Raw genomic sequence first — 17,518 nt, forward strand, 5'->3', positions numbered from 1 at the left:
CCCCGCCGTCAAGCGGACGCCGGACTTCCCGGGGCACCTGATCGGGCACGCTGATTGAAGGCGAGCCGGGGGAGGCCTAGATTGAGCGGAATGGAGTGGTTCGGGGCCGCAGACTACGAGTTTGCGCGGCAGGTGCTGCAGCGCGGGGTGGCAGCCTGCTACCTGATCGCCTTCATCTCGGCGGTCAATCAATTCCCGGTCCTGCTGGGCGACCACGGGCTGCTTCCGGTTTCCCGCTTCACCGCGCACGTGCGTTTCCGTCAGTCACCGAGCGTCTTCCACTGGTACTACTCCGACCGGGTACTCCGCATCCTCGCCTGGACCGGCGCCACCCTCGCCGCCGCCCTTGTGGCCGGACTGCCCCAGCAGGGCCCGCCCTGGCTGCCGATGCTGGCCTTCCTCCTGCTCTTCGCGGGTTACCTCTCCATCGTCAACGTCGGTCAGACCTTCTACTCGTTCGGCTGGGAGAGCCTGCTGCTGGAGGCAGGGTTCGTGGTGGCCTTCCTCGGCTCCGAGCAGGTGGCCCCGCCACTGTTCGTGATCCTGTTCTGCCGCTGGCTGCTCTTCCGGCTGGAATTCGGCGCCGGCCTGATCAAGATCCGCGGCGGACGGGAGTGGCGCGACCTGACCGCCCTCTATTACCATCACGAGACGCAGCCGATGCCGAATCCGCTCAGTTGGTTCGCTCACCACCTGCCGCGCTGGTTCCATCGGTCCGAGGTCGTCGGCAACCACTTCGCACAGCTGGTCGTGCCGTTCTTCCTCTTCGCACCCCAGCCCATCGCATCCGTCGCCGCCCTGATCGTGATCCTGAGCCAGTTCTGGCTGGTGCTCACCGGCAACTTCGCCTGGCTGAACGCGGTCACCATCGTGCTGGCCTTCTCGGCGGTCGACGACGGCACGCTGCGCGCCCTACTGACGTGGCTCCCGGCCGGGCAGGCCGCACCGGATGCCCCCCTCTGGTTCGTTCTCGTGGTCAGCCTGGCCACGGGGCTGCTGGTCGTGCTCAGCTACTGGCCGCTGCGCAACCTGTTCGCCCGCCGGCAGCTGATGAATGCGAGCTTCAACCGGTACCACCTGGTGAACGCCTACGGCGCCTTCGGCACGGTCACCCGGCAGCGTCACGAGGTGGTCGTCGAGGGAAGCGACGCCGCCGACCCGGCCGATGAGACGGGCTGGCGCGCCTACGAGTTCCGCGGTAAGCCGGGCGACCCTGTGCGCCGGCCCCGCCAGTTCGCGCCGTACCACCTGCGGCTCGACTGGCTGATGTGGTTCCTGGCTCTCGGCGCCCGCGACACCCGGTGGTTCGAAATGCTCCTGGTCCGCCTCCTCGAGGGTGACCGGCCCACGCTCCGGATGCTGCGGGCCAATCCGTTCCCGCAGGCTCCGCCCCGGTACGTGCGTGCCCGGCTCTACCGCTACCGCTTCTCCACTCCGGCCGAGCGCCGCGAGACCGGCGAGTGGTGGGTGCGCACGGACGTGGGCCTGCTCGTGGCCCCGATCACCCTGTCCTGGAGGTCCCGTGCCTGATGTGAATGTGGTCGGAGCGGGACCCAACGGGCTCGCCGCGGCGGTCGTGCTGGCCCGGGCCGGTCTGAGCGTGCACGTCACCGAGCGGGAGAGCCGGGCCGGCGGCGCTCTGCGCACCGAGCAGCTGACCCTGCCCGGGTTCCGGCACGACGTGGGCTCCGCGGTGCATCCGGCGGCCCTCGCGTCCCCGTTCTTCCAGGCGTTCGGCCTCGCGAGCAGGGTGCAGTTCATCACCCCGGACATCTCCTATGCGCATCCGCTCGACGACGGACGCGCCGTTCTCGCCTGGCGCAGCATCGACCGCACGGCCGACGGGCTGGGCCGGGACTCCCGGGCCTGGGCCGAGGTGTTCCAGCCGCTGCTGAACCGGCTCGACGGCGTCGTGGCGTTCACCGGCAACCAGCTGCTGCGCTGGCCGGACGACCCGCGCGCGGTGCTCGATTACGGCACCCGGGCGGTCGCCCTCGGCACCGCGCTGGGGCGCCTGGTCTTCCGCGGCGAGGAGGCCGCAGCCCTCTTCGCGGGCGTGGCGGCCCACGCACCCGGCCGGCAGCCCTCCCTCGCCACGGCCGGCGCCGGTCTTCTGCTCGCCGCGCACGCCCACGCCGGCGGCTGGGCGTACCCGGTCGGCGGGTCGCAGGCCATCGCTGACGCCCTCGTCGCCGACCTGCTCGCCCACGGCGGAACCCTGCGGCTGGGCACGGAGGTACAGTCCCCGACCGATCTGGAGCCGTCCCGGGTCACCGTGCTCGACACCTCCCCGGTGTTCCTCGAGCGGTTCGCGGGGGAGTCCCTGCCGGCCCGTTACCGCCGGGGCCTCCGCCGCTACCGCTACGGCAGCGGCGCGGCGAAGGTCGATTTCGCACTGTCCGGGCCGGTGCCGTGGGCGAACCCGGAGGTGGGCCTCGCTCCCACGGTGCACCTCGGCGGCAGCCGGGCCGAGGTGCGCGCGGCGGAGCGCCTGGTGGCCCGGGGCCGCCTGGCGCCGCATCCGTTCGTGCTCCTGACTCAGCCCGGCGTGCTCGACCTCAGCCGGGCGCCACACGGACGGCAGACGCTCTGGGCGTACATCCACGTGCCCGCCGGTTCCGACCAGGACCCGACCGAGGCAGTCGTGCGGCAGATCGAACGCTTCGCGCCGGGCTTCCGGCAGACCGTGCTGGCCAGCTCGGCGCACAGCGCGCGCGGCCTGGCGGCTCTCGATCCGAACCTCGTCGGCGGCGACATCCTCGGTGGTGCCGTCACGCTGCGCCAGCTGGTCAAGCGACCGGTGCTGTCGCCGACTCCCTGGAAGACCCCGGTCACGGGACTCTACCTGTGCTCCGCGTCGACGCCCCCGGGGCCGGCGGTGCACGGCATGAACGGCTGGTACGCCGCCACCCTGGTCCTGCGCGACGAGTTCGGCATCGAGTCGCTGCCGAGCCTCGCGCCCGACGCCGCGCTGGCCTGACAGCCCCGCGCCCGACGCCGCGCTGGCCTGACCGTCCCGCGCTGCCCAGCCAGTGCCGAACGCAGGAGCCGGCGATCTGCCAGGTCGGAGCCCCGCCTCGTGCATAACTCCTGCAATTCGCCGACGGCGGCCGTGTTGGGCCCGGAATCACGGGGGAGTCCGATGGCACCGGCAGAATGTGCAGGAGTTATGCACGCCGGTGGGCGGCCAACGCACCCCACTGCGCGGCCAACGCGGACCCACGGACGTCAGGGCGGCCCGACCGGCTACTCCTCGTCGGGGTCCGGCGGCAGCGCCACGGGCGCCCGAAGCTTGTCGATCTCGCGGCGTTCGCGTTTGGTGGGGCGCCCGGCGCCGCGGTCCCGCATCGGAAGCAGCGCAACCTCCTCGCGCGGCGGCGGCGGGGGAGTCTTGTCAACGAAGCACTCCGCGGCGACGGGCGCGCTGACCCGCTTGACCATGATCTTCGCCACGATCAGGATGCGGTCGAAACCGCTGATCCGCACCCGCACCTCGTCGCCGATCCGCACGGTCTGCGCGGACTTGGCCCGCTCGCCGTTCACCTTCACGTGACCGGCCCGGCAGGCGGCGGTGGCCTGGGAGCGGGTCTTGAACATCCGCACGGCCCAGGTCCAGCTGTCGACGCGGGCGGAGGTCAACGGTTCCATCCCTCGACTCTACGGCCCGCTGGCGGGAACGGCCCGCAGGCTAGAACGGTCCGAGCAGCACCCAGGCGATCAGCAGCATGGTGACCAGGAAGCCGGTCAGGAAGTTGAGCCACAGAAAGCGCTTCCAACCGGCATTGGCGGTCTCGGCCCGCTCGTCGCTGACCGATCGGAATGGCCAGGCTGCCAGGATGTACGGTACCGCGAGCACCGAGGCCAGCAACCCGGGCCACCCGGTGAAGAGCATGAGCACGCCGGCCAGAGCCCAGAACGTGATCGCGAGGCGCACGGTGCGGGCGGCACCGAGGGCGGTCGCGATCGAGGCGATGCCGCCTTCCCGGTCGGGCACGACATCCTGCACCGCACCGAACGCGTGGCTGGCCATGCCCCACAGGAAGAAGGCGGCGAGCAGGGCCACCAGGCCGGGGGTGACGACGGCACCGGCCACCGCGAGCCCGTAGACGGCGGGGCTCACGAAGTGCGTGCTCGAGGTGATCGAGTCCACGATCGGGCGTTCCTTGAACCGCAGTCCCGGAACCGAATACGCAGCCACGGCGAACAGGCTCACCGCCAGGATGAACCACGACGACGGATGCTCCGCGCCGGCCAGCACGAGCATCGCTACCAGCAGGGGAAGTGCCGTCACGATCCCGGAGACCAGCACCGTGCGGTGCAGACCCGGGTCGAGCATGGCTCCCTCGACGCCGCCCTTGCGCGGGTTGCGCAGGTCGGATTCGTAGTCGAAGACGTCGTTGATGCCGTACATCAGGAGGTTGTACGGGATCAGGAAGAACAGGGTGCCCACCACGAGCAGGGCGTCCACTCGTCCGGTGGTCACCACATACGCGGCGGCGAAGGGGAAGGCCGTGTTGATCCAGCTCAGCGGCCGCGACGAGAGCAGCACCTGCCGGGTCTTCCAGAACGGCGGGGTGCGGGTCTCAGTCATTCGGTTTTCTTTCCTGACAGTGCCCAGAGCGCCGGCAGCAGGAGCGCCGCCGCAACGGGATAGGCGAAGTCTTCGATCGGGGCCAGCCCGATCCGCAGTCCGAAGATGCGACTCGGGTCGTAGTCGACCAGCCCGACCCCGATCATAATGCTGTCGAAAACAGCTGTGAGCACCAGCACGGCAGCCAGGGCGATCGCGGCGGCGGCGATACGGCGCCGGGACAGCCGGCCGCGGCGCACGGCCACGAGGAACGCGCCCCCGGCGAGTACGAGAAAGACGGTGTTCAGGAGCAGGTACGTCATCCGTCGCTCCCCTCGTCGACGCCGCCCCGGGTTGCCCTGGCCGCGAGGAGGAGGTGCGCTCCCTGCACGGCATTCATTGTGAGATAGCAGAGGAAGGTGAGGAAGAAGAACTCCTCCACGGGCAGCTCCGGGGCCAGCAGCAGTCCGGTCATCAGCGTGGTCTCGCCGCGGTAGAAGATGCCTAGGCCGATACCGAAGAGGTCCCAGGCCAGGAAGAACACGAGCCCGGCGGCGAGCACGATGGCAGCCCGCCCGGGGTTCCACCAGAAGAACAGCCGGAAGCGATGGTCGAGCAGAACCATCGCCCCCAGGCTCAATAGCAGTGTCAGCAGGTAGGCGAACGTCACAGTGCTTCCGGCAGCGGTGCCCGCACGGAGTTCGGCAGTGGTTCCGCCAGCGGGCCGGTGGAGGTGTCACCGTTGATGCGCTTCAGCAGGATTTCAGCGCTGATCAGGCACATCGGCAGGCCGATGCCCGGGATCGTGGTGCCACCGGCGTAGAACAGGCCGGCGACCTTCGCGGAGGCGTTGGAGCCGCGCAGGAACGCGCTCTGACGCAGGGTGTGCGCGGGGCCGAGGGCCCCGCCGCGCCAGGAGTTCAGGTCGTCGGCGAAGTCGCCGGGTCCCACGGTGCGGCGCACCACGATCCGCTCGGCGAGGTCGGGGATGCCGGCCCAGTCGCTGAGCTGCTTGATGGTGTCGTCCGCGACCTTCTCGATCGCGGCCGAGCCCGTCCCATTGATGCCGCCGTGGCCGAGGCCCGGATCGGCGGGGATCGGCACCAGCAGGAACATGTTCGTGTAGCCGTCGGGGGCGACGCCCGGGTCGGTGGCACTGGGCATGCAGGCGTAGAAGGAGGCCGGGGAGGGCACACTGGTCTTCTTGCCGAAGATGCGGCCGAAGTTCTCGGACCAGTCTTTCGTGAAAAACAGGCTGTGGTGCTGCAGCGCGGGCAGGTCGCCCTTGATGCCGAGCAGCACGAGCACGGCGCCGGGGCCGGACACGCGCTTCTGCCAGTAGCTCTCCGGGTAGGTCTGCGCGGATGCCGGCAGCAGTTCGGTCTCCGTGTGGTGCAGGTCGGCGGCCGAGACGACCGTGTCGGCGTCAAGGGTGACGATGGTGCCGTCTGCGGTGCGGTAGCTGACGCCGGCGACGGCGGTCGCGGCGCCCGGAGTGGTGTGGATCGCCGTGACGCTCGCCTCGGTGATCACGGTCACGCCCTGGGCCTTCGCGATGTCGGCGATGCTGTCGATCAGCCGGGTGAACCCGCCCTGCGGGTAGAGCACGCCGTCGGCCATGTCGAGGTGGCTCATCAGGTGGTACATCGACGGGGTCTGGTCGGGGGAGGAGCCCAGGAAAACCGCCGGGTAGCCGAGGATCTGGCGCAGCCGGTGGTCCTTGACGTAGCCGGCCACGAACTTGTCGAGCGGCTGCAGCAGCAGGCGGGCCAGCCGGCCGAGCCGCTTGAGGACATCCGGAACCAGCAACGGCTTGAAGGAGGCGAAGCTGGTGTAGAGGAACCGCTTGACGGCCATGTCGTAGGTCTCTTTGGCCGAGACGAGGTAGCGGTCCAGGGCCGCGCCCGCGCCGGGCTCGAGGCTTTCGAACAGACGGATGTTGTCGGCCCGCTCGGCCGCCACGTCCACCGGCGCCGTGATGCCCTCGAAGAACACGCGGTAGCCGGGGTCGAGGCGGGTCAGGTCGAGCTGCTCCGCGGAGGACGTGCCGAACAGGCGGTAGAAGTGGTCGAAGACCTGCGGCATCAGGTACCAGGACGGCCCGGTCTCGAACCGGAACCCGTCGACCTCCCAGAAGCCGGCGCGGCCGCCGAGGGTGGCATGCTTCTCGAGCAGGGTGACCTGGTGGCCGTCCCGCGCCAGCAGGGCGGCGCTGGCCAGCCCCGCGATGCCGCCGCCGATGACGACGGTGTGCTTGGCGGGGGTGCTCATCGCTTCCACGCTCCGGGACCGAACGACGCGGTGAGTGCAATCATGATTTTCTCCGGATCCGGCACCCGTACCCGGGCGCTCATCAATGCTCGTGCAGGGGTGACTCGCAGCTTCGCCGACAGTCGGGCGAAGAGGTGGTGTGCGGCGGTGACCGCGCGGCGGCTCCCCACCGGAAGCATGGGCAGCACGCGGGCGGCCGCGTCGAGGTCGGCGTCCATGTCGTCGAGGAGCTCGTTCTTCTGGGTCTCGGTCATGGTCAGCAGGTTCACGCCGGGAAAGTAGTTGCGGCCGAGGGCGTCGCGGTCGGCGGCGAGGTCGCGCAAAAAATTGACCTTCTGAAAGGCCGCGCCGAGGCTCCGCGCGCCGGTTTCCAACACCTGGAGTTCGTCGGCGCTGCGGGGCGTGTCCTGCACGAAGCAGCGCAGGCACATCAGCCCGATGACCTCGGCCGAACCGTAGATGTACTCGGCCACGCCGGCCGCGTCGAACGGTGCCGGGTCGAGGTCCCGGCGCATCGAGGCGAAGAAAGGGGCGGTCAGGCTGGTGTCGATTCCGGCTTCCCGGGCGGTCGCTGCGAAGGCGTGCACGACCAGGTTGGTACTGAAACCGGTGACGATGGCCTGGACGGTCTCCCGTTCGAGGTCGTCGAGGAGTTCCCGTTGGCCGTCAAGACTGACCCCGGCCTGGCTGGCGGCACCGTCGACGATCTCGTCGGCCACCCTGACAAGGGCATAGATCGTGCGCACCTGGCTGCGCACGCGCGGCTCGAGGAGCCGGGCGGCGAGACCGAAGGAGGTGGAGTAGTGACCGATGACCGTGGCGGAGCTGGCGCGCGCCGCGGCGTTGTACTTGGCGATTCCGGTGTGATCGGTTGGGCGGTCGCGCTTCATCGGGTGCGATTCACGGCGGTGCCGGCCAGAACGGTGAGCATCTCGCGCAGTGGAGCCGGCACGGCGGCCGTGTCGAGCGCGGCCACGGCGCGATTGAGGTGGTCGGTGGCCAGCTCATCCGCTGCTTGCAGGGCGCCGCAGGCCCGCAGCAGGCCCCGCACGGTTGCCGCCTCCGCCTCGGTGAGATCGGGCTTGCCGATGTAGGGTGCGATTTCGGGCCAGCCGGTGGTGGTGCCCGCGTGGGCGATCAGGGTGGTCTGCTTGCCCTCGCGGAGGTCGGTGAGCACGCTCTTGCCGGTCTTCTCCGGGTCGCCGAACACTCCGAGGATGTCGTCGGTCAGCTGGAAGGCCACGCCGATCAGGCGGCCGTAAGAGCCGAGCACGCCGATCGCCTCGTCCGAGCCGCCGGCCAGGATGGCTCCGGCCTGCAGGGGCGCCTCGAACGAGTAGACCGCGGTCTTCTGCTCCAGGGTGGAGACGACCTGGGCCACCGTGAGCGGATGCTTCGATGCGGCATTGGTGACGTCGGCCAGTTCCCCTGCGGCCGAGATGAAGACGGCGCGGTCGAGGAGGTCGAGCAGTCGGCCGCGCAGTTCGAGCTCGACGGGGAGCATCGCGAGGGCGCGGTGGGCCTCGCTCAGCGCGAGGTCGCCGGCCAGGATCGCGGCCGTCGCGGCCCACGCCCCGGCCTGGTCGCCGGCGCCGTGGGCGAGGGCTCGCTCGGCGAACCGCCCGGCGATGTTGGCCACGCCGCGGCGGGCGAGATCGTGGTCGATCACGTCGTCGTGAATCACGAAGGCCGTGTGCAGCAGCTCGAAGCTGACTGCGACCGGGGTGGCCAGAGTGAGATCGGTGCCGCCAAGGCCGGTGAACGCAGCCAGGACCAGCGCTGGGCGCACGCGCTTGCCGCCACTGCTGGCGTGCTCGAGGGAGTCCCAGAGCGCGACATAGTGATCGCCGTAGTCACTGGCACGCAGGCGGGCGGCAGCAAAGAAACGCTGCAGCTCCGTCCCTACCCCGACCGTCTGGATTTCATGCATTGAAGCTGGTCAATTCCTGGAGCTGCAGCCCCAGCCAGGGGCTGAATGCCCACGGGGCGTCTCGCACGGACCGTTGCAGGGCGGCAGGCTCGACCCAGGCGAACTCCATGACCTCGTTTGGATTGGGCTGCGGGTCAGTGGCGGCGCTGGCGACGTACACCGGGCAGATCTCGTTCTCGACGATGCCGCTGCTGTCGACGGCGCGGTAGCGGAAGTCCGGCAGAGTGACGCGGAGGTTCGTGATCTGAAGGCCCAGTTCGTACCGGGCGCGGCGTTCGATGGCGTCCGTGAACGACTCACCGGGCAGCGGATGTCCGCAGAAGGAATTGGTCCAAACGCCCGGCCAGGTCTTCTTCGCGAGGGCACGTCGGGTGACGAGAACCTCGCCGGCCGAGTTCAGCACGTGGCAGGAGAAAGCGAGGTGAAGCGCGGTGTCCGTATCGTGCACGCTGAGCTTCGGGGCCGTGCCGATTTCGCGGCCGGACTCGTCCAGCAGGACCACCAGTTCTTCGAGCACTTCGACCGGCCGCATTAGCCATCCCTTCGGTGATGCAGTCACGATACCGGATAAAGTACCTAACCTTATTAGCTAAATCGAGGCTAGCACGGAGGCCTGTCCGAACCGTCCATTCCCGCCCTTCGGGAGGCTCGTCCGGCAGCCCTCGGTCGAGCGCTTAAACTCAAGGGGTGCCAACACCCGCTGCAGCCCATGTCAACTCTCTCCTCGCGTCCTACCCGGACTTCCCGCAAGCGGGCATCCTGTTCCGCGACCTCAACCCGGTGTTCGCCGACGCGAGCGCATTCCGCTCGCTGATCGATGAGCTCACCGGGCGGTTCCGGGGTGAGTTCGACGCCGTGGCGGGCATCGAAGCGCGCGGGTTCCTGCTGGCCGCGGCCATCGGCTACGCGGCGGATGTCGCCGTTCTGGCCGTGCGCAAGGGCGGCAAGCTCCCCGGCACCGTGTTGAGCGAGGAGTATGACCTGGAATACGGCTCCGCCTGCCTCGAGCTCGAGGTCGGTCAGCTCGCCCCGGGCGCCCGGGTGCTGGTCGTCGACGATGTGCTGGCCACCGGCGGAACGATCGCCGCGACCTCCCGGCTGGTCGAGCGCGCCGGCTACCGTCTCACCGGCGTCGGCGTCGTGCTCGAGCTCACCGAACTGGTCGGTCGCACCCGGCTCGGCGACGCCCCCGTGCACGCCATCGTCGCCCTTTAGCCTCCCCCTCCGTCCACCCGTCGTGGCGCACCCTATGGAAGCCGGCGCACGTTGTACCGTGCGCCACCTTCCACAACCTGCGCCGTGAGCCGCATGCTCGCCGGAACACAGTGTGTTTTCCCGGGGACGTGGCGCATGCTTGAGCCATGAGCACTAACGGCGACAGGTGGGTGTACGGGCCCGACGGCCGCAAATTCTGGGGGCTCTACGGCGCGGCCGGCCTGCTCGTGCACCACACAGAGCTGGGGGTGCTTCTCCAGCACCGCGCGCTCTGGAGCCATCAGGGTGACACCTGGGGGCTGCCCGGCGGTGCACGCCATGAACACGAGAGCGCCCTCGAGGCGGCGCTCCGGGAGGCCGGCGAGGAGGCCGGCGTGCCCCCGGAGCTGGTCTCCGTGCAGTTCAGCTCCGTGCTCGACCTCGGTTTCTGGTCCTACACGACGGTCGTGGTGCGTGCCACAGAGCGTTTCGAGCCCGTGATCAGCGACCAGGAGAGCATCGCGCTGCGCTGGGTGCCCACCCACCAGGTCGACGCGCTGCCGTTGCATCCGGGCTTCGCCGCCAGCTGGCCCGCCCTGCTCGCCCGACTCGGCGGCTGAGCCTGTCGAAACCCGGTGGTTGAGCCTGTCGAAACCCGGTGGTTGAGCTTGTCGAAACCCGGTGGTTGAGCCTGTCGAAACCCGGTGGTTGAGCCTGTCGAAACCGGCCCCCCTATCCCCGCACCACCTCGGCCGGTGACTTGTCCGGCCGCCAGCCGCGCCAGACCGGATGCCTGAGTCTCCCCGTCACCGTCCACTCGGCGAATTCCACCTCGCCCACCAGAATCGGGCGCACCCAGACTGCCTCCCGGGAGTCGGCATCCGGAATGTCCGTGAAGGGGTTCTCCGCGGCGGCGATCGGGTCGAGTCTCGCCCGGAGGGCGTCGAGGTCACGGTCCCGGAATCCGGACCCCACCCGGCCGATGTAGATCAGTGCGTCACCGTGCGGAATTCCCAGCAGCAGCGACCCCAGGGTTTCCCGTCGCCGCCCATTGCCCGGCCGCCACCCGCCGATCACCACCTCCTGACTCCGATGATGTTTGATCTTGATCCAGGACCGGGACCGCCGCCCGGCCTCGTAGCGCCCGGCCTGGGTCTTGGCGACGATCCCTTCAAGGCCGAGTTCGCGACTGGCCGCCAGGGCCTGGGCGGAATCGCCCGTGAAAACCGGCGGTACCTGCACCGCGCCGGTTCCGGTCACGATCTCCTCGAGCACGCGGCGCCGTTCCGTGTACGCCAGGTCCAGCAGCGGCTGACCGTTGCGTTCGAGCACGTCGAAGGCCAGGAACTGCACCGGTACGGATGCCTCGCTCGCCTCGATCTGACGGCGATCGGTCAGTCCCAGTCGCGTCTGCAGCAGACCGAAGTCCGGCCGTCCGCCGGCGTCCAGGGCCACGATCTCTCCGTCGAGCACGGCCGAGTCGGCCGGTACAGCCCCCGGCAACGCCCGCACCAGCTCCGGGTACGCCTGCGTGACGTCGTTGCCGTTGCGGGTGAACAGGTGCACGGCCTGGTCGGGATCGTCGGCCGCCAGATAGGCGAGCGCGCGGATGCCGTCCCACTTCATCTCGTAGCTCCAATCGTCCTCGGCCGGCAGGGCGGCGATGGAACCCGGCGTGGCGAGCATGGGCCCGTAGCGGGTGCGGGGCCCGGTCCGAGCGGTGGTCCCCGCCGCCGCCCCGGTGCCCACCGCTCCGGCCGGCCTGGCAGGTCGTGTCTTCATCAGATGGATCAGCCAACTCCGGTCGCCCCTGCCGGAGCCCGCCGTGCGGATCAGTGCGAATCGGCGCGTGCCGCCGAGCCCGCCGCCTGCTTCACCGTGCAAGACGGCGATCACCTCGTCGTCCCGCCATTTCTCCAGGTCATAGTGGCCCTGGTCCCAGATGCTCACGCTCCCCGCCCCATATTCTCCGGCGGGAATCTCGCCCTCGAATGCTGCATATTCGAGCGGATGGTCCTCGGTGCGCACCGCGAGCCGGTTCCGGGCCGGATCGGTGGGCACCCCGCGGGGCAGCGCCCACGAGGCCAGCACCCCGTCGTGCTCGAGCCGGAAGTCGAAGTGCAGGTTGCGGGCGTGGTGTTCCTGAATGACGAATGAGGAACCGTCGGATGCCGACGGCGCACCCGTCGGCATCGGCTCCGGGGTGCGGGAAGCGTCTCGTTTGCCGAGATAGACGGCCAGCGCCCCGGCATCCGCTCCCGCCCGGTCAGCGGCGCCGCCGGCATCCGTGGCCCGGCGTCCGGAATGGGCCTCGAGCAGCCCGGCCAGCGGGTCACCGCTGCGCTGCACCCGGTGCATCGCCTGCTTGTAGTCGACCTGGGCCAGCCCGGGGGAGGCGAGTTCGCGCCAGGTCCGCGGCATGGCCACCATCGGATGCAGCGTGCCGCGCAGCGAATACGGGGCGATGGTCGTCTTGCTGGCGTTGTTCTGGCTCCAGTCCACGAACACCCGCCCGGGGCGGAGCGCCTTCTTCATATCGCTGACGATCAGGTTCGGATGGTCCGCCTCGAGCGCCCGGGCCAGTTCGTGCGCGACCTGGGATACCTCGGCAGCGGTGTGCGTGAGGTCCAGCGGGGCGTACAGGTGGATGCCCTTGCTTCCGCTGGTGACCGGCAGCGGGTCCAGGCCCATGCCCCGCAGGATGGCCCGGGCCAGCCGGGCGACCTCCGCGCACTCGTCGAGGGTGACCCCTTCTCCGGGGTCCAGGTCGAGTACGAGCCGGTCCGGGTTGCGCGGGGTTCCGCCGCGGCCGAACTGCCACTGCGGAACGTGGATCTCCAGGGCGGAGATCTGCGCCAGCCAGGTCAGAGTCGCGAGATCGTTGACCAGCGGATACTCGTTCACATGATTCGCATGCGTGATCGAGCGGCGCTTCACCCAGCTCGGCGTCGACTGGTCCAGGTTCTTCTGGAAGAAGACGGGTCCGGGTTCGTCGCCGGTGCCCACGCCGTGCACCCACCTTTTCCGGGTTGCCGGGCGGTTGGCGGTGTGCGGAATCATCACGTCGGCGATGAAGGCGTAGTACTGCAGAACATCCGCCTTCGTGGTTCCCGATTCGGGGTAGAGCACCTTGTCGAGGTGGGTGAGCGTGATCCGATGGCCGCCGACGCTGACGACCTGGCGGGAGTCCAGGGAGTCCGGCCTCTCGTTCATGGCACCAGCATGCTCTTGCCGTCACAGCGTGCCTAGCCCCCTCGGCGCGCCGGGTGTGTACTGGAGGAATGAGATCGATCTGGAAGGGCGCGATCACGTTCGGTCTCGTCAACGTGCCCGTCAAGGTCTACAGCGCGACCGAAGACCACGACGTCGCCCTGCATCAGGTGCACGACGCCGACGGCGGGCGCATCCGCTATCAGCGCCGGTGCGAGCGCTGCGGCCGGGTCGTCGACTACGCGCACATCGACAAGGCCTGGGACAGCGGCGACAAGACAGTCGTCATCACCGACGAGGACCTGCGCACGCTGCCGGCGGAGAGGAGCCGGGAGATCGAGGTCGTCGAGTTCGTGCCGAGCGACCAGCTCGACCCGATCATGTTCGAGCGCAGCTACTTCCTCGAACCGTCCGGCTCGTCCAAGGCCTACGTGCTGCTGCGCCGCGCCCTCGAGGCCACCGACCGCACCGCGATCGTGCGGTTCGCTCTGCGGCAGAAGACCCGTCTGGGCGCGCTCCGGGTCCGCGGCGACGTGCTGCTGCTGCAGTCGTTGCTGTGGGGGGACGAGGTGCGGGCCGTCGACTTCCCGATTTTGGAGGAGTCCGTGCGCATCTCCGCCCAGGAACTGGAACTCTCGGCCGCCCTGGTCGATTCCTTCGCCGCTGATTTCTCTCCGCAGGACTTCCGGGATGACTACCAGGACCAGCTCCGGGAGCTGCTCGAGGCGAAGCTCGCCGCAGGCGACGCCGTCGACACGGAGCTCACGTTCGGCCGGGAACCCGGGGCAGGGGAGGAGGGCGGTGGAGAGGTCCTCGACCTGATGGATGCCCTTCGGCGCAGTGTGGAGCGCAGCCGCAGCACGGCGGGGGGCGCAACAGCGGAGAAATCCGACAAACCCGCCGGCAAGAATCGAAAACGGGCAGCGGGCCGCTGACGAGGCCGCATTTCTCTTCGGGCGGCGCGTCGGTAGACTCGGGGATTGTGACAGGGGCAGAGAGCACGATCGTCAGTTCGAAAGTGCTCACCGTGCCCAATCTGCTCAGCATGCTCCGACTGGCGTTGGTCCCCGTCTTCCTGGTCGTCCTGGTTCAGGGCGAGGATGCCTGGGCGCTCCTGGTCCTGGCGGTCGCCAGTCTCACCGATTTCCTCGACGGCTTCCTGGCCCGCCGCTTCGGCCAGATCACCCGGCTCGGTCAGCTTCTCGATCCGGCGGCGGATCGGCTGTACATCTTCGCCGCCCTCCTCGGCTTGGCCTGGCGCGACCTGGTTCCATGGTGGATCGTGTTGGTGATCGTGGGCCGCGACGTGTTCCTGCTCGGCCTCGGCGTGGTGCTCGCGAACTACGGATTCGGGCCTCTTCCCGTGCATCAGCTCGGCAAGGTCGCCACGTTCTGCCTGTTCTATGCGCTGCCGATGATCATGTTGGGGGAGGCCTTCCCCGCGGTGTCGTGGTGGTCCCTCCCGCTGGGGTGGGCGTTCGGACTCTGGGGCGCTTTTCTTTACTGGTGGGCGGGCATAATCTACGCCGTCGAAACAGCCCGGGTTATTCGTCTCCCGCGGGTAAATCCGCCCCGTCCATCCGATACGCTGGAGTAGTAGGAGGTGTACGGTGATTGATTCCAAAAAGACGAATGAACCCCAACGCAAAGTCGCGCCCGAGAACTATTCCAACACCGATACGACGATGACGTTCGGCCAGGAGTTCGCTGCCCAATTGGCATCGATCGACGGCGACGTGACGGTCGAGGAACAGGAAGCCATCGCGGCTCTCCCGTCCGGTTCGGCTCTGCTCATTGTGCGTCGGGGCCCGAATTCGGGTGCCCGGTTCCTGCTCGATGCGGACGTGACGACGGTCGGCCGGCATCCCAACGCGGATATCTTCCTTGATGACGTCACGGTTTCCCGTCGGCATGCGGAGTTCCTGCGCAGCGGCACGACCTTCGAGGTGAAGGACCTGGTGTCCCTGAACGGAACGTACTTCGACGGGGTGCGGATCGACAAGGCGCTGCTGCACGACGGAGCCGAGGTCCAGGTCGGCAAGTTCCGGCTGACGTTCTACGCCTCGCGCCACGACCTCAAGCTTCTGGCGAGCGAGTAGTGCCCGCGTCCGCCGCCCAGGCCAGAGCGACGGGCGCGACGTCACTTCTCAGCATCGGTCAGGTTCTTGCGCGCCTGACGCCCGAATTCCCGGATCTTACCCCCTCGAAACTCCGGTTCCTCGAAGAGCAGAGGCTGGTCTCTCCGGCGCGCACGGAATCCGGGTACCGCAAATTCTGCGCCGGCGATCTTGACCGCTTGCGCCTGGTCCTGTCCATGCAGCGCGACCACTACCTCCCGCTGAAGGTGATCCGGAGTTACCTCGACGACCTCGACGCGGGTCTCTCGCCCACGCTGCCCGGGGGAGTGACGCCGGGACCGTCGATGCTGTCCACTGTGCGCCGCCTCGACCGCGACGAACTTCTGCGCGAAGCCGACGCCTCAGCGTCGCTGCTGCACGACGCCGTGTCCGCGTCGATCATCCTGCCGGCCGAGTTCTACGGAGACGATGCGCTCAGCGTGCTGCGAGCCCTCGTCGAGTTGCAGCGCAGCGGCATCGAGCCCCGGCACCTGCGCGGATTCCGCGGTGCCGCCGAACGTGAACTCGGTCTGATCGAGAGCGCACTTGTTCCCCTCTCCCGCCGTAAGGATGCGTCGAGCCGGGCCAAGGCGGCCGAGATGGCCGTCGAGATCGCCGGGCAGCTCGAGGTGATCCGCGGTAGCCTGATCAGGTCGGCCTTGGGTCGCCTGACCAGGTAGACGAGCCCGACACGCCAATTTGCTCGACCGGATGTCGTTGATCGGGGCCGTGACCTCGGTAGCGTAGATGCAGCGATCATTCGAATCGCAGTCCCACCCGAGAGGCAAACGTATGAGCGAGCTCAATCAGCGTGACGATGCCGCTCGCTACGGACTCGGCTTGCTCTTCACCGACGGGATGCCCGAGCTCGATGATAATTCCGGCTATCGCGGTGCCGTGGCGGCTCGGGCCGCCGGAATCAGTTACCGTCAGCTCGACTACTGGGCCCGCACCGAACTCGTTCAGCCCACCGTGCGTGGCGCGGCCGGTTCCGGTTCCCAGCGTCTCTACGGCTTTCGGGACATCCTGGTTCTGAAACTCGTGAAGCGTTTGCTCGATACGGGCATCTCACTGCAACAGATCCGTACCGCCGTGAACCAGCTGCGCGAATCCGGTGTCAGTGACCTGGCCCAGACCACCCTGATGAGCGACGGTGCCAGCGTCTACCTGTGCACGTCGAACGATGAGGTGATCGACCTCGTCAGCCGGGGCCAGGGTGTCTTCGGCATCGCCGTGGGCAAGGTGCTCCGCGAGGTCGAGACCAGCCTGGTCGAACTCGACACTCTGCCCGTCGACCCCACAGACGAACTCTCTGTGCGCCGAGGCAATCGCAAGGTGTCCTGAACGCTCCGCCGTCGCTGAGCGTCCGGCCGGGCTCAGCCTGCGACCGGCGTTGTGCGACCGAGGGCGACTAGCGCTGTTCGGCGTACTCGCCGATCCGGGCCGTGCGCAGCACGCGTTCGAGCAGCTGGTCGAAATAGCGGGCCATCTCCTGGGCGCTGTCGCCGGGCCAGGTGTGCAGCGGCTTCGCGGCGCCCTGAGCCTGCTGCAGTGAGGTGCGCTCCGGCAGCTGCGGGCTGAGTACGAGGGGTCCGAACATGTCACGCAGTTCCTTGATCCGGAACTGGTGCTCGAGGGACGCGACCCGGGCGCGGTTGACGATGATGCCGAGCGGCTGGAGCCGGGGGCTCAGGCCACGCCGGATCTCCTCGATCGCGCGCAGGGCGCGGTCGGCGGCGGCCACGGAGAACAGGCCGGGCTCGGTGACCACGGCGACCCGGTCGCTGGCCGCCCACGCCGTGCGGGTGAGGGCGTTGAGCGAGGGTGCGCAGTCGATCAGCACGAGGTCGTAGTCCTTCTCCACCGTCGAGAGGGCCTCTTCGAGTTTCCAGATGTCGCGGATGCTCGGGTGCGGGCCGTCGAAGTTGATGGCTGAGGGGCTGCCGATCATCACGTCGATGGTTCCGGGGCGGCCACGTGTCCAGCCGCTGGGCACGATGGCGGCGCGCACGACCTTTTCCTTGGGGGAGGCGAGGACATCGGCGATGTTGAGGTGGCCGGAGACCTCGATGTCCATCCCGGTGGACACATCCGACTGCGGATCGATATCCACAACCAGGGTCCGTACGCCGCGGGCGAAGGCAGCAGACGCCAGACCCAGGGTCACTGTGGTCTTGCCTACTCCTCCCTTGAGGGAGCTAACGCTTAGTACGTGCACAAGTAGAT

The 17,518-nt window shown here is 68.8% G+C and carries 19 protein-coding genes; 9 read left to right on the forward strand and 10 right to left on the reverse strand.

Annotated elements, in window-relative coordinates; genetic code table 11:
* Positions 1-90: 90 nt before the first annotated feature.
* Together E3T49_RS02055 and E3T49_RS02060 are read left to right on the forward strand one after the other, a co-directional pair.
* Complete coding sequence (locus E3T49_RS02055) at positions 91-1,530, forward strand: lipase maturation factor family protein (RefSeq protein ID WP_134423013.1); 1,440 nt, start codon at positions 91-93, stop codon at positions 1,528-1,530.
* Positions 1,523-2,980, forward strand: a complete 1,458-nt coding sequence (locus E3T49_RS02060; protein WP_134423015.1) for a phytoene desaturase family protein — start codon at positions 1,523-1,525, stop codon at positions 2,978-2,980. The genes E3T49_RS02055 and E3T49_RS02060 overlap by 8 nt, the downstream gene beginning before the upstream one ends.
* Positions 2,981-3,246: 266 nt before the next feature.
* On the opposite strand, the gene E3T49_RS02065 is transcribed toward E3T49_RS02060, so the two are convergent.
* Genes E3T49_RS02065 through idi form a run of 8 tightly spaced genes read right to left on the reverse strand, consistent with a single transcriptional unit; the run spans position 3,247 to position 9,303 of the window.
* Positions 3,247-3,648 carry an RNA-binding S4 domain-containing protein gene (locus tag E3T49_RS02065; protein WP_134423017.1) on the reverse strand — a complete coding sequence of 134 codons (402 nt, stop codon included), beginning with the start codon at positions 3,646-3,648 and terminating at the stop codon, positions 3,247-3,249.
* Positions 3,649-3,688: 40 nt separating this feature from the next.
* Positions 3,689-4,591 (reverse strand): prenyltransferase, encoded by a 903-nt coding sequence (locus E3T49_RS02070; protein ID WP_134423019.1) that lies wholly within the window; start codon positions 4,589-4,591, stop codon positions 3,689-3,691.
* Positions 4,588-4,893 carry a lycopene cyclase domain-containing protein gene (locus E3T49_RS02075; RefSeq protein ID WP_134423021.1) on the reverse strand — a complete coding sequence of 102 codons (306 nt, stop codon included), beginning with the start codon at positions 4,891-4,893 and terminating at the stop codon, positions 4,588-4,590. The genes E3T49_RS02070 and E3T49_RS02075 overlap by 4 nt, the downstream gene beginning before the upstream one ends.
* Positions 4,890-5,240, reverse strand: a complete 351-nt coding sequence (locus E3T49_RS02080) for a lycopene cyclase domain-containing protein (RefSeq protein ID WP_134423023.1) — start codon at positions 5,238-5,240, stop codon at positions 4,890-4,892. The genes E3T49_RS02075 and E3T49_RS02080 overlap by 4 nt, the downstream gene beginning before the upstream one ends.
* A complete protein-coding gene (gene crtI / locus E3T49_RS02085; protein WP_134423025.1) occupies positions 5,237-6,841 on the reverse strand; it encodes a phytoene desaturase family protein in 1,605 nt (534 codons plus the stop codon). The genes E3T49_RS02080 and crtI overlap by 4 nt, the downstream gene beginning before the upstream one ends.
* Positions 6,838-7,731, reverse strand: coding sequence for a phytoene/squalene synthase family protein (locus E3T49_RS02090; protein WP_134423027.1), 894 nt, complete (start codon positions 7,729-7,731; stop codon positions 6,838-6,840). The genes crtI and E3T49_RS02090 overlap by 4 nt, the downstream gene beginning before the upstream one ends.
* A complete protein-coding gene (locus E3T49_RS02095) occupies positions 7,728-8,771 on the reverse strand; it encodes a polyprenyl synthetase family protein (RefSeq protein WP_134423029.1) in 1,044 nt (347 codons plus the stop codon). Before E3T49_RS02095 ends, E3T49_RS02090 begins: the two co-directional genes overlap by 4 nt.
* Complete coding sequence (gene idi / locus E3T49_RS02100) at positions 8,764-9,303, reverse strand: isopentenyl-diphosphate Delta-isomerase (protein ID WP_134423031.1); 540 nt, start codon at positions 9,301-9,303, stop codon at positions 8,764-8,766. Before idi ends, E3T49_RS02095 begins: the two co-directional genes overlap by 8 nt.
* Before the next feature lie 155 nt (positions 9,304-9,458).
* On the opposite strand from idi, the gene E3T49_RS02105 reads away from it, so the two are divergent.
* Together E3T49_RS02105 and E3T49_RS02110 are read left to right on the forward strand one after the other, a co-directional pair.
* A complete protein-coding gene (locus E3T49_RS02105; RefSeq protein WP_134423033.1) occupies positions 9,459-9,986 on the forward strand; it encodes an adenine phosphoribosyltransferase in 528 nt (175 codons plus the stop codon).
* A gap of 146 nt (positions 9,987-10,132) precedes the next feature.
* A complete protein-coding gene (locus E3T49_RS02110; protein ID WP_134423035.1) occupies positions 10,133-10,585 on the forward strand; it encodes an NUDIX domain-containing protein in 453 nt (150 codons plus the stop codon).
* Between the two features lie 112 nt (positions 10,586-10,697).
* Here E3T49_RS02110 and E3T49_RS02115 read toward each other — a convergent pair whose 3' ends face one another.
* Positions 10,698-13,178, reverse strand: a complete 2,481-nt coding sequence (locus tag E3T49_RS02115; RefSeq protein WP_134423037.1) for an ATP-dependent DNA ligase — start codon at positions 13,176-13,178, stop codon at positions 10,698-10,700.
* A gap of 68 nt (positions 13,179-13,246) precedes the next feature.
* Between E3T49_RS02115 and ku the strand changes: the two genes are divergently transcribed.
* The 5 genes from ku to E3T49_RS02140 all read left to right on the forward strand — a co-directional run bounded on the left by ku (position 13,247) and on the right by E3T49_RS02140 (position 16,636).
* Complete coding sequence (gene ku / locus E3T49_RS02120; protein ID WP_134423039.1) at positions 13,247-14,110, forward strand: non-homologous end joining protein Ku; 864 nt, start codon at positions 13,247-13,249, stop codon at positions 14,108-14,110.
* A 47-nt stretch (positions 14,111-14,157) separates the two neighbouring features.
* Positions 14,158-14,772 carry a CDP-alcohol phosphatidyltransferase family protein gene (locus tag E3T49_RS02125; RefSeq protein ID WP_277613075.1) on the forward strand — a complete coding sequence of 205 codons (615 nt, stop codon included), beginning with the start codon at positions 14,158-14,160 and terminating at the stop codon, positions 14,770-14,772.
* A gap of 88 nt (positions 14,773-14,860) precedes the next feature.
* Positions 14,861-15,274: an FHA domain-containing protein gene (locus E3T49_RS02130; RefSeq protein WP_134423657.1), complete on the forward strand. Its 414-nt coding sequence runs from the start codon at positions 14,861-14,863 to the stop codon at positions 15,272-15,274.
* Positions 15,274-15,972 carry a transcriptional regulator FtsR gene (ftsR, locus tag E3T49_RS02135; RefSeq protein ID WP_134423041.1) on the forward strand — a complete coding sequence of 233 codons (699 nt, stop codon included), beginning with the start codon at positions 15,274-15,276 and terminating at the stop codon, positions 15,970-15,972. Before E3T49_RS02130 ends, ftsR begins: the two co-directional genes overlap by 1 nt.
* Positions 15,973-16,084: 112 nt before the next feature.
* Positions 16,085-16,636 carry a MerR family transcriptional regulator gene (locus tag E3T49_RS02140; protein WP_134423043.1) on the forward strand — a complete coding sequence of 184 codons (552 nt, stop codon included), beginning with the start codon at positions 16,085-16,087 and terminating at the stop codon, positions 16,634-16,636.
* Between the two features lie 67 nt (positions 16,637-16,703).
* Here the strand turns inward: E3T49_RS02140 and E3T49_RS02145 are convergent, their stop codons facing one another.
* On the reverse strand, positions 16,704-17,510 hold the full coding sequence (locus E3T49_RS02145; RefSeq protein WP_134423658.1) for a ParA family protein: 807 nt from the start codon (positions 17,508-17,510) through the stop codon (positions 16,704-16,706).
* Positions 17,511-17,518: the final 8 nt, after the last annotated feature.

It is taken from the genome of Cryobacterium cryoconiti (assembly GCF_004403065.1).
GTDB classification, from domain to species: Bacteria; Actinomycetota; Actinomycetes; order Actinomycetales; family Microbacteriaceae; genus Cryobacterium; species Cryobacterium cryoconiti.

What these genes read in the sequence shown, in the direction of transcription:
- E3T49_RS02130 (WP_134423657.1), top strand. Translation starts at nt 14,861, where the DNA reads ATGACGTTCGGCCAGGAGTTCGCTGCCCAATTGGCATCGATCGACGGC.
- E3T49_RS02055 (WP_134423013.1), top strand. Translation starts at nt 91, where the DNA reads ATGGAGTGGTTCGGGGCCGCAGACTACGAGTTTGCGCGGCAGGTGCTG.
- E3T49_RS02065 (WP_134423017.1), bottom strand. Translation starts at nt 3,648, where the DNA reads ATGGAACCGTTGACCTCCGCCCGCGTCGACAGCTGGACCTGGGCCGTG.
- E3T49_RS02075 (WP_134423021.1), bottom strand. Translation starts at nt 4,893, where the DNA reads ATGACGTACCTGCTCCTGAACACCGTCTTTCTCGTACTCGCCGGGGGC.
- ku (WP_134423039.1), top strand. Translation starts at nt 13,247, where the DNA reads ATGAGATCGATCTGGAAGGGCGCGATCACGTTCGGTCTCGTCAACGTG.
- E3T49_RS02090 (WP_134423027.1), bottom strand. Translation starts at nt 7,731, where the DNA reads ATGAAGCGCGACCGCCCAACCGATCACACCGGAATCGCCAAGTACAAC.
- E3T49_RS02110 (WP_134423035.1), top strand. Translation starts at nt 10,133, where the DNA reads ATGAGCACTAACGGCGACAGGTGGGTGTACGGGCCCGACGGCCGCAAA.
- crtI (WP_134423025.1), bottom strand. Translation starts at nt 6,841, where the DNA reads ATGAGCACCCCCGCCAAGCACACCGTCGTCATCGGCGGCGGCATCGCG.
- E3T49_RS02115 (WP_134423037.1), bottom strand. Translation starts at nt 13,178, where the DNA reads ATGAACGAGAGGCCGGACTCCCTGGACTCCCGCCAGGTCGTCAGCGTC.
- E3T49_RS02140 (WP_134423043.1), top strand. Translation starts at nt 16,085, where the DNA reads ATGAGCGAGCTCAATCAGCGTGACGATGCCGCTCGCTACGGACTCGGC.
- idi (WP_134423031.1), bottom strand. Translation starts at nt 9,303, where the DNA reads ATGCGGCCGGTCGAAGTGCTCGAAGAACTGGTGGTCCTGCTGGACGAG.
- E3T49_RS02095 (WP_134423029.1), bottom strand. Translation starts at nt 8,771, where the DNA reads ATGCATGAAATCCAGACGGTCGGGGTAGGGACGGAGCTGCAGCGTTTC.
- E3T49_RS02070 (WP_134423019.1), bottom strand. Translation starts at nt 4,591, where the DNA reads ATGACTGAGACCCGCACCCCGCCGTTCTGGAAGACCCGGCAGGTGCTG.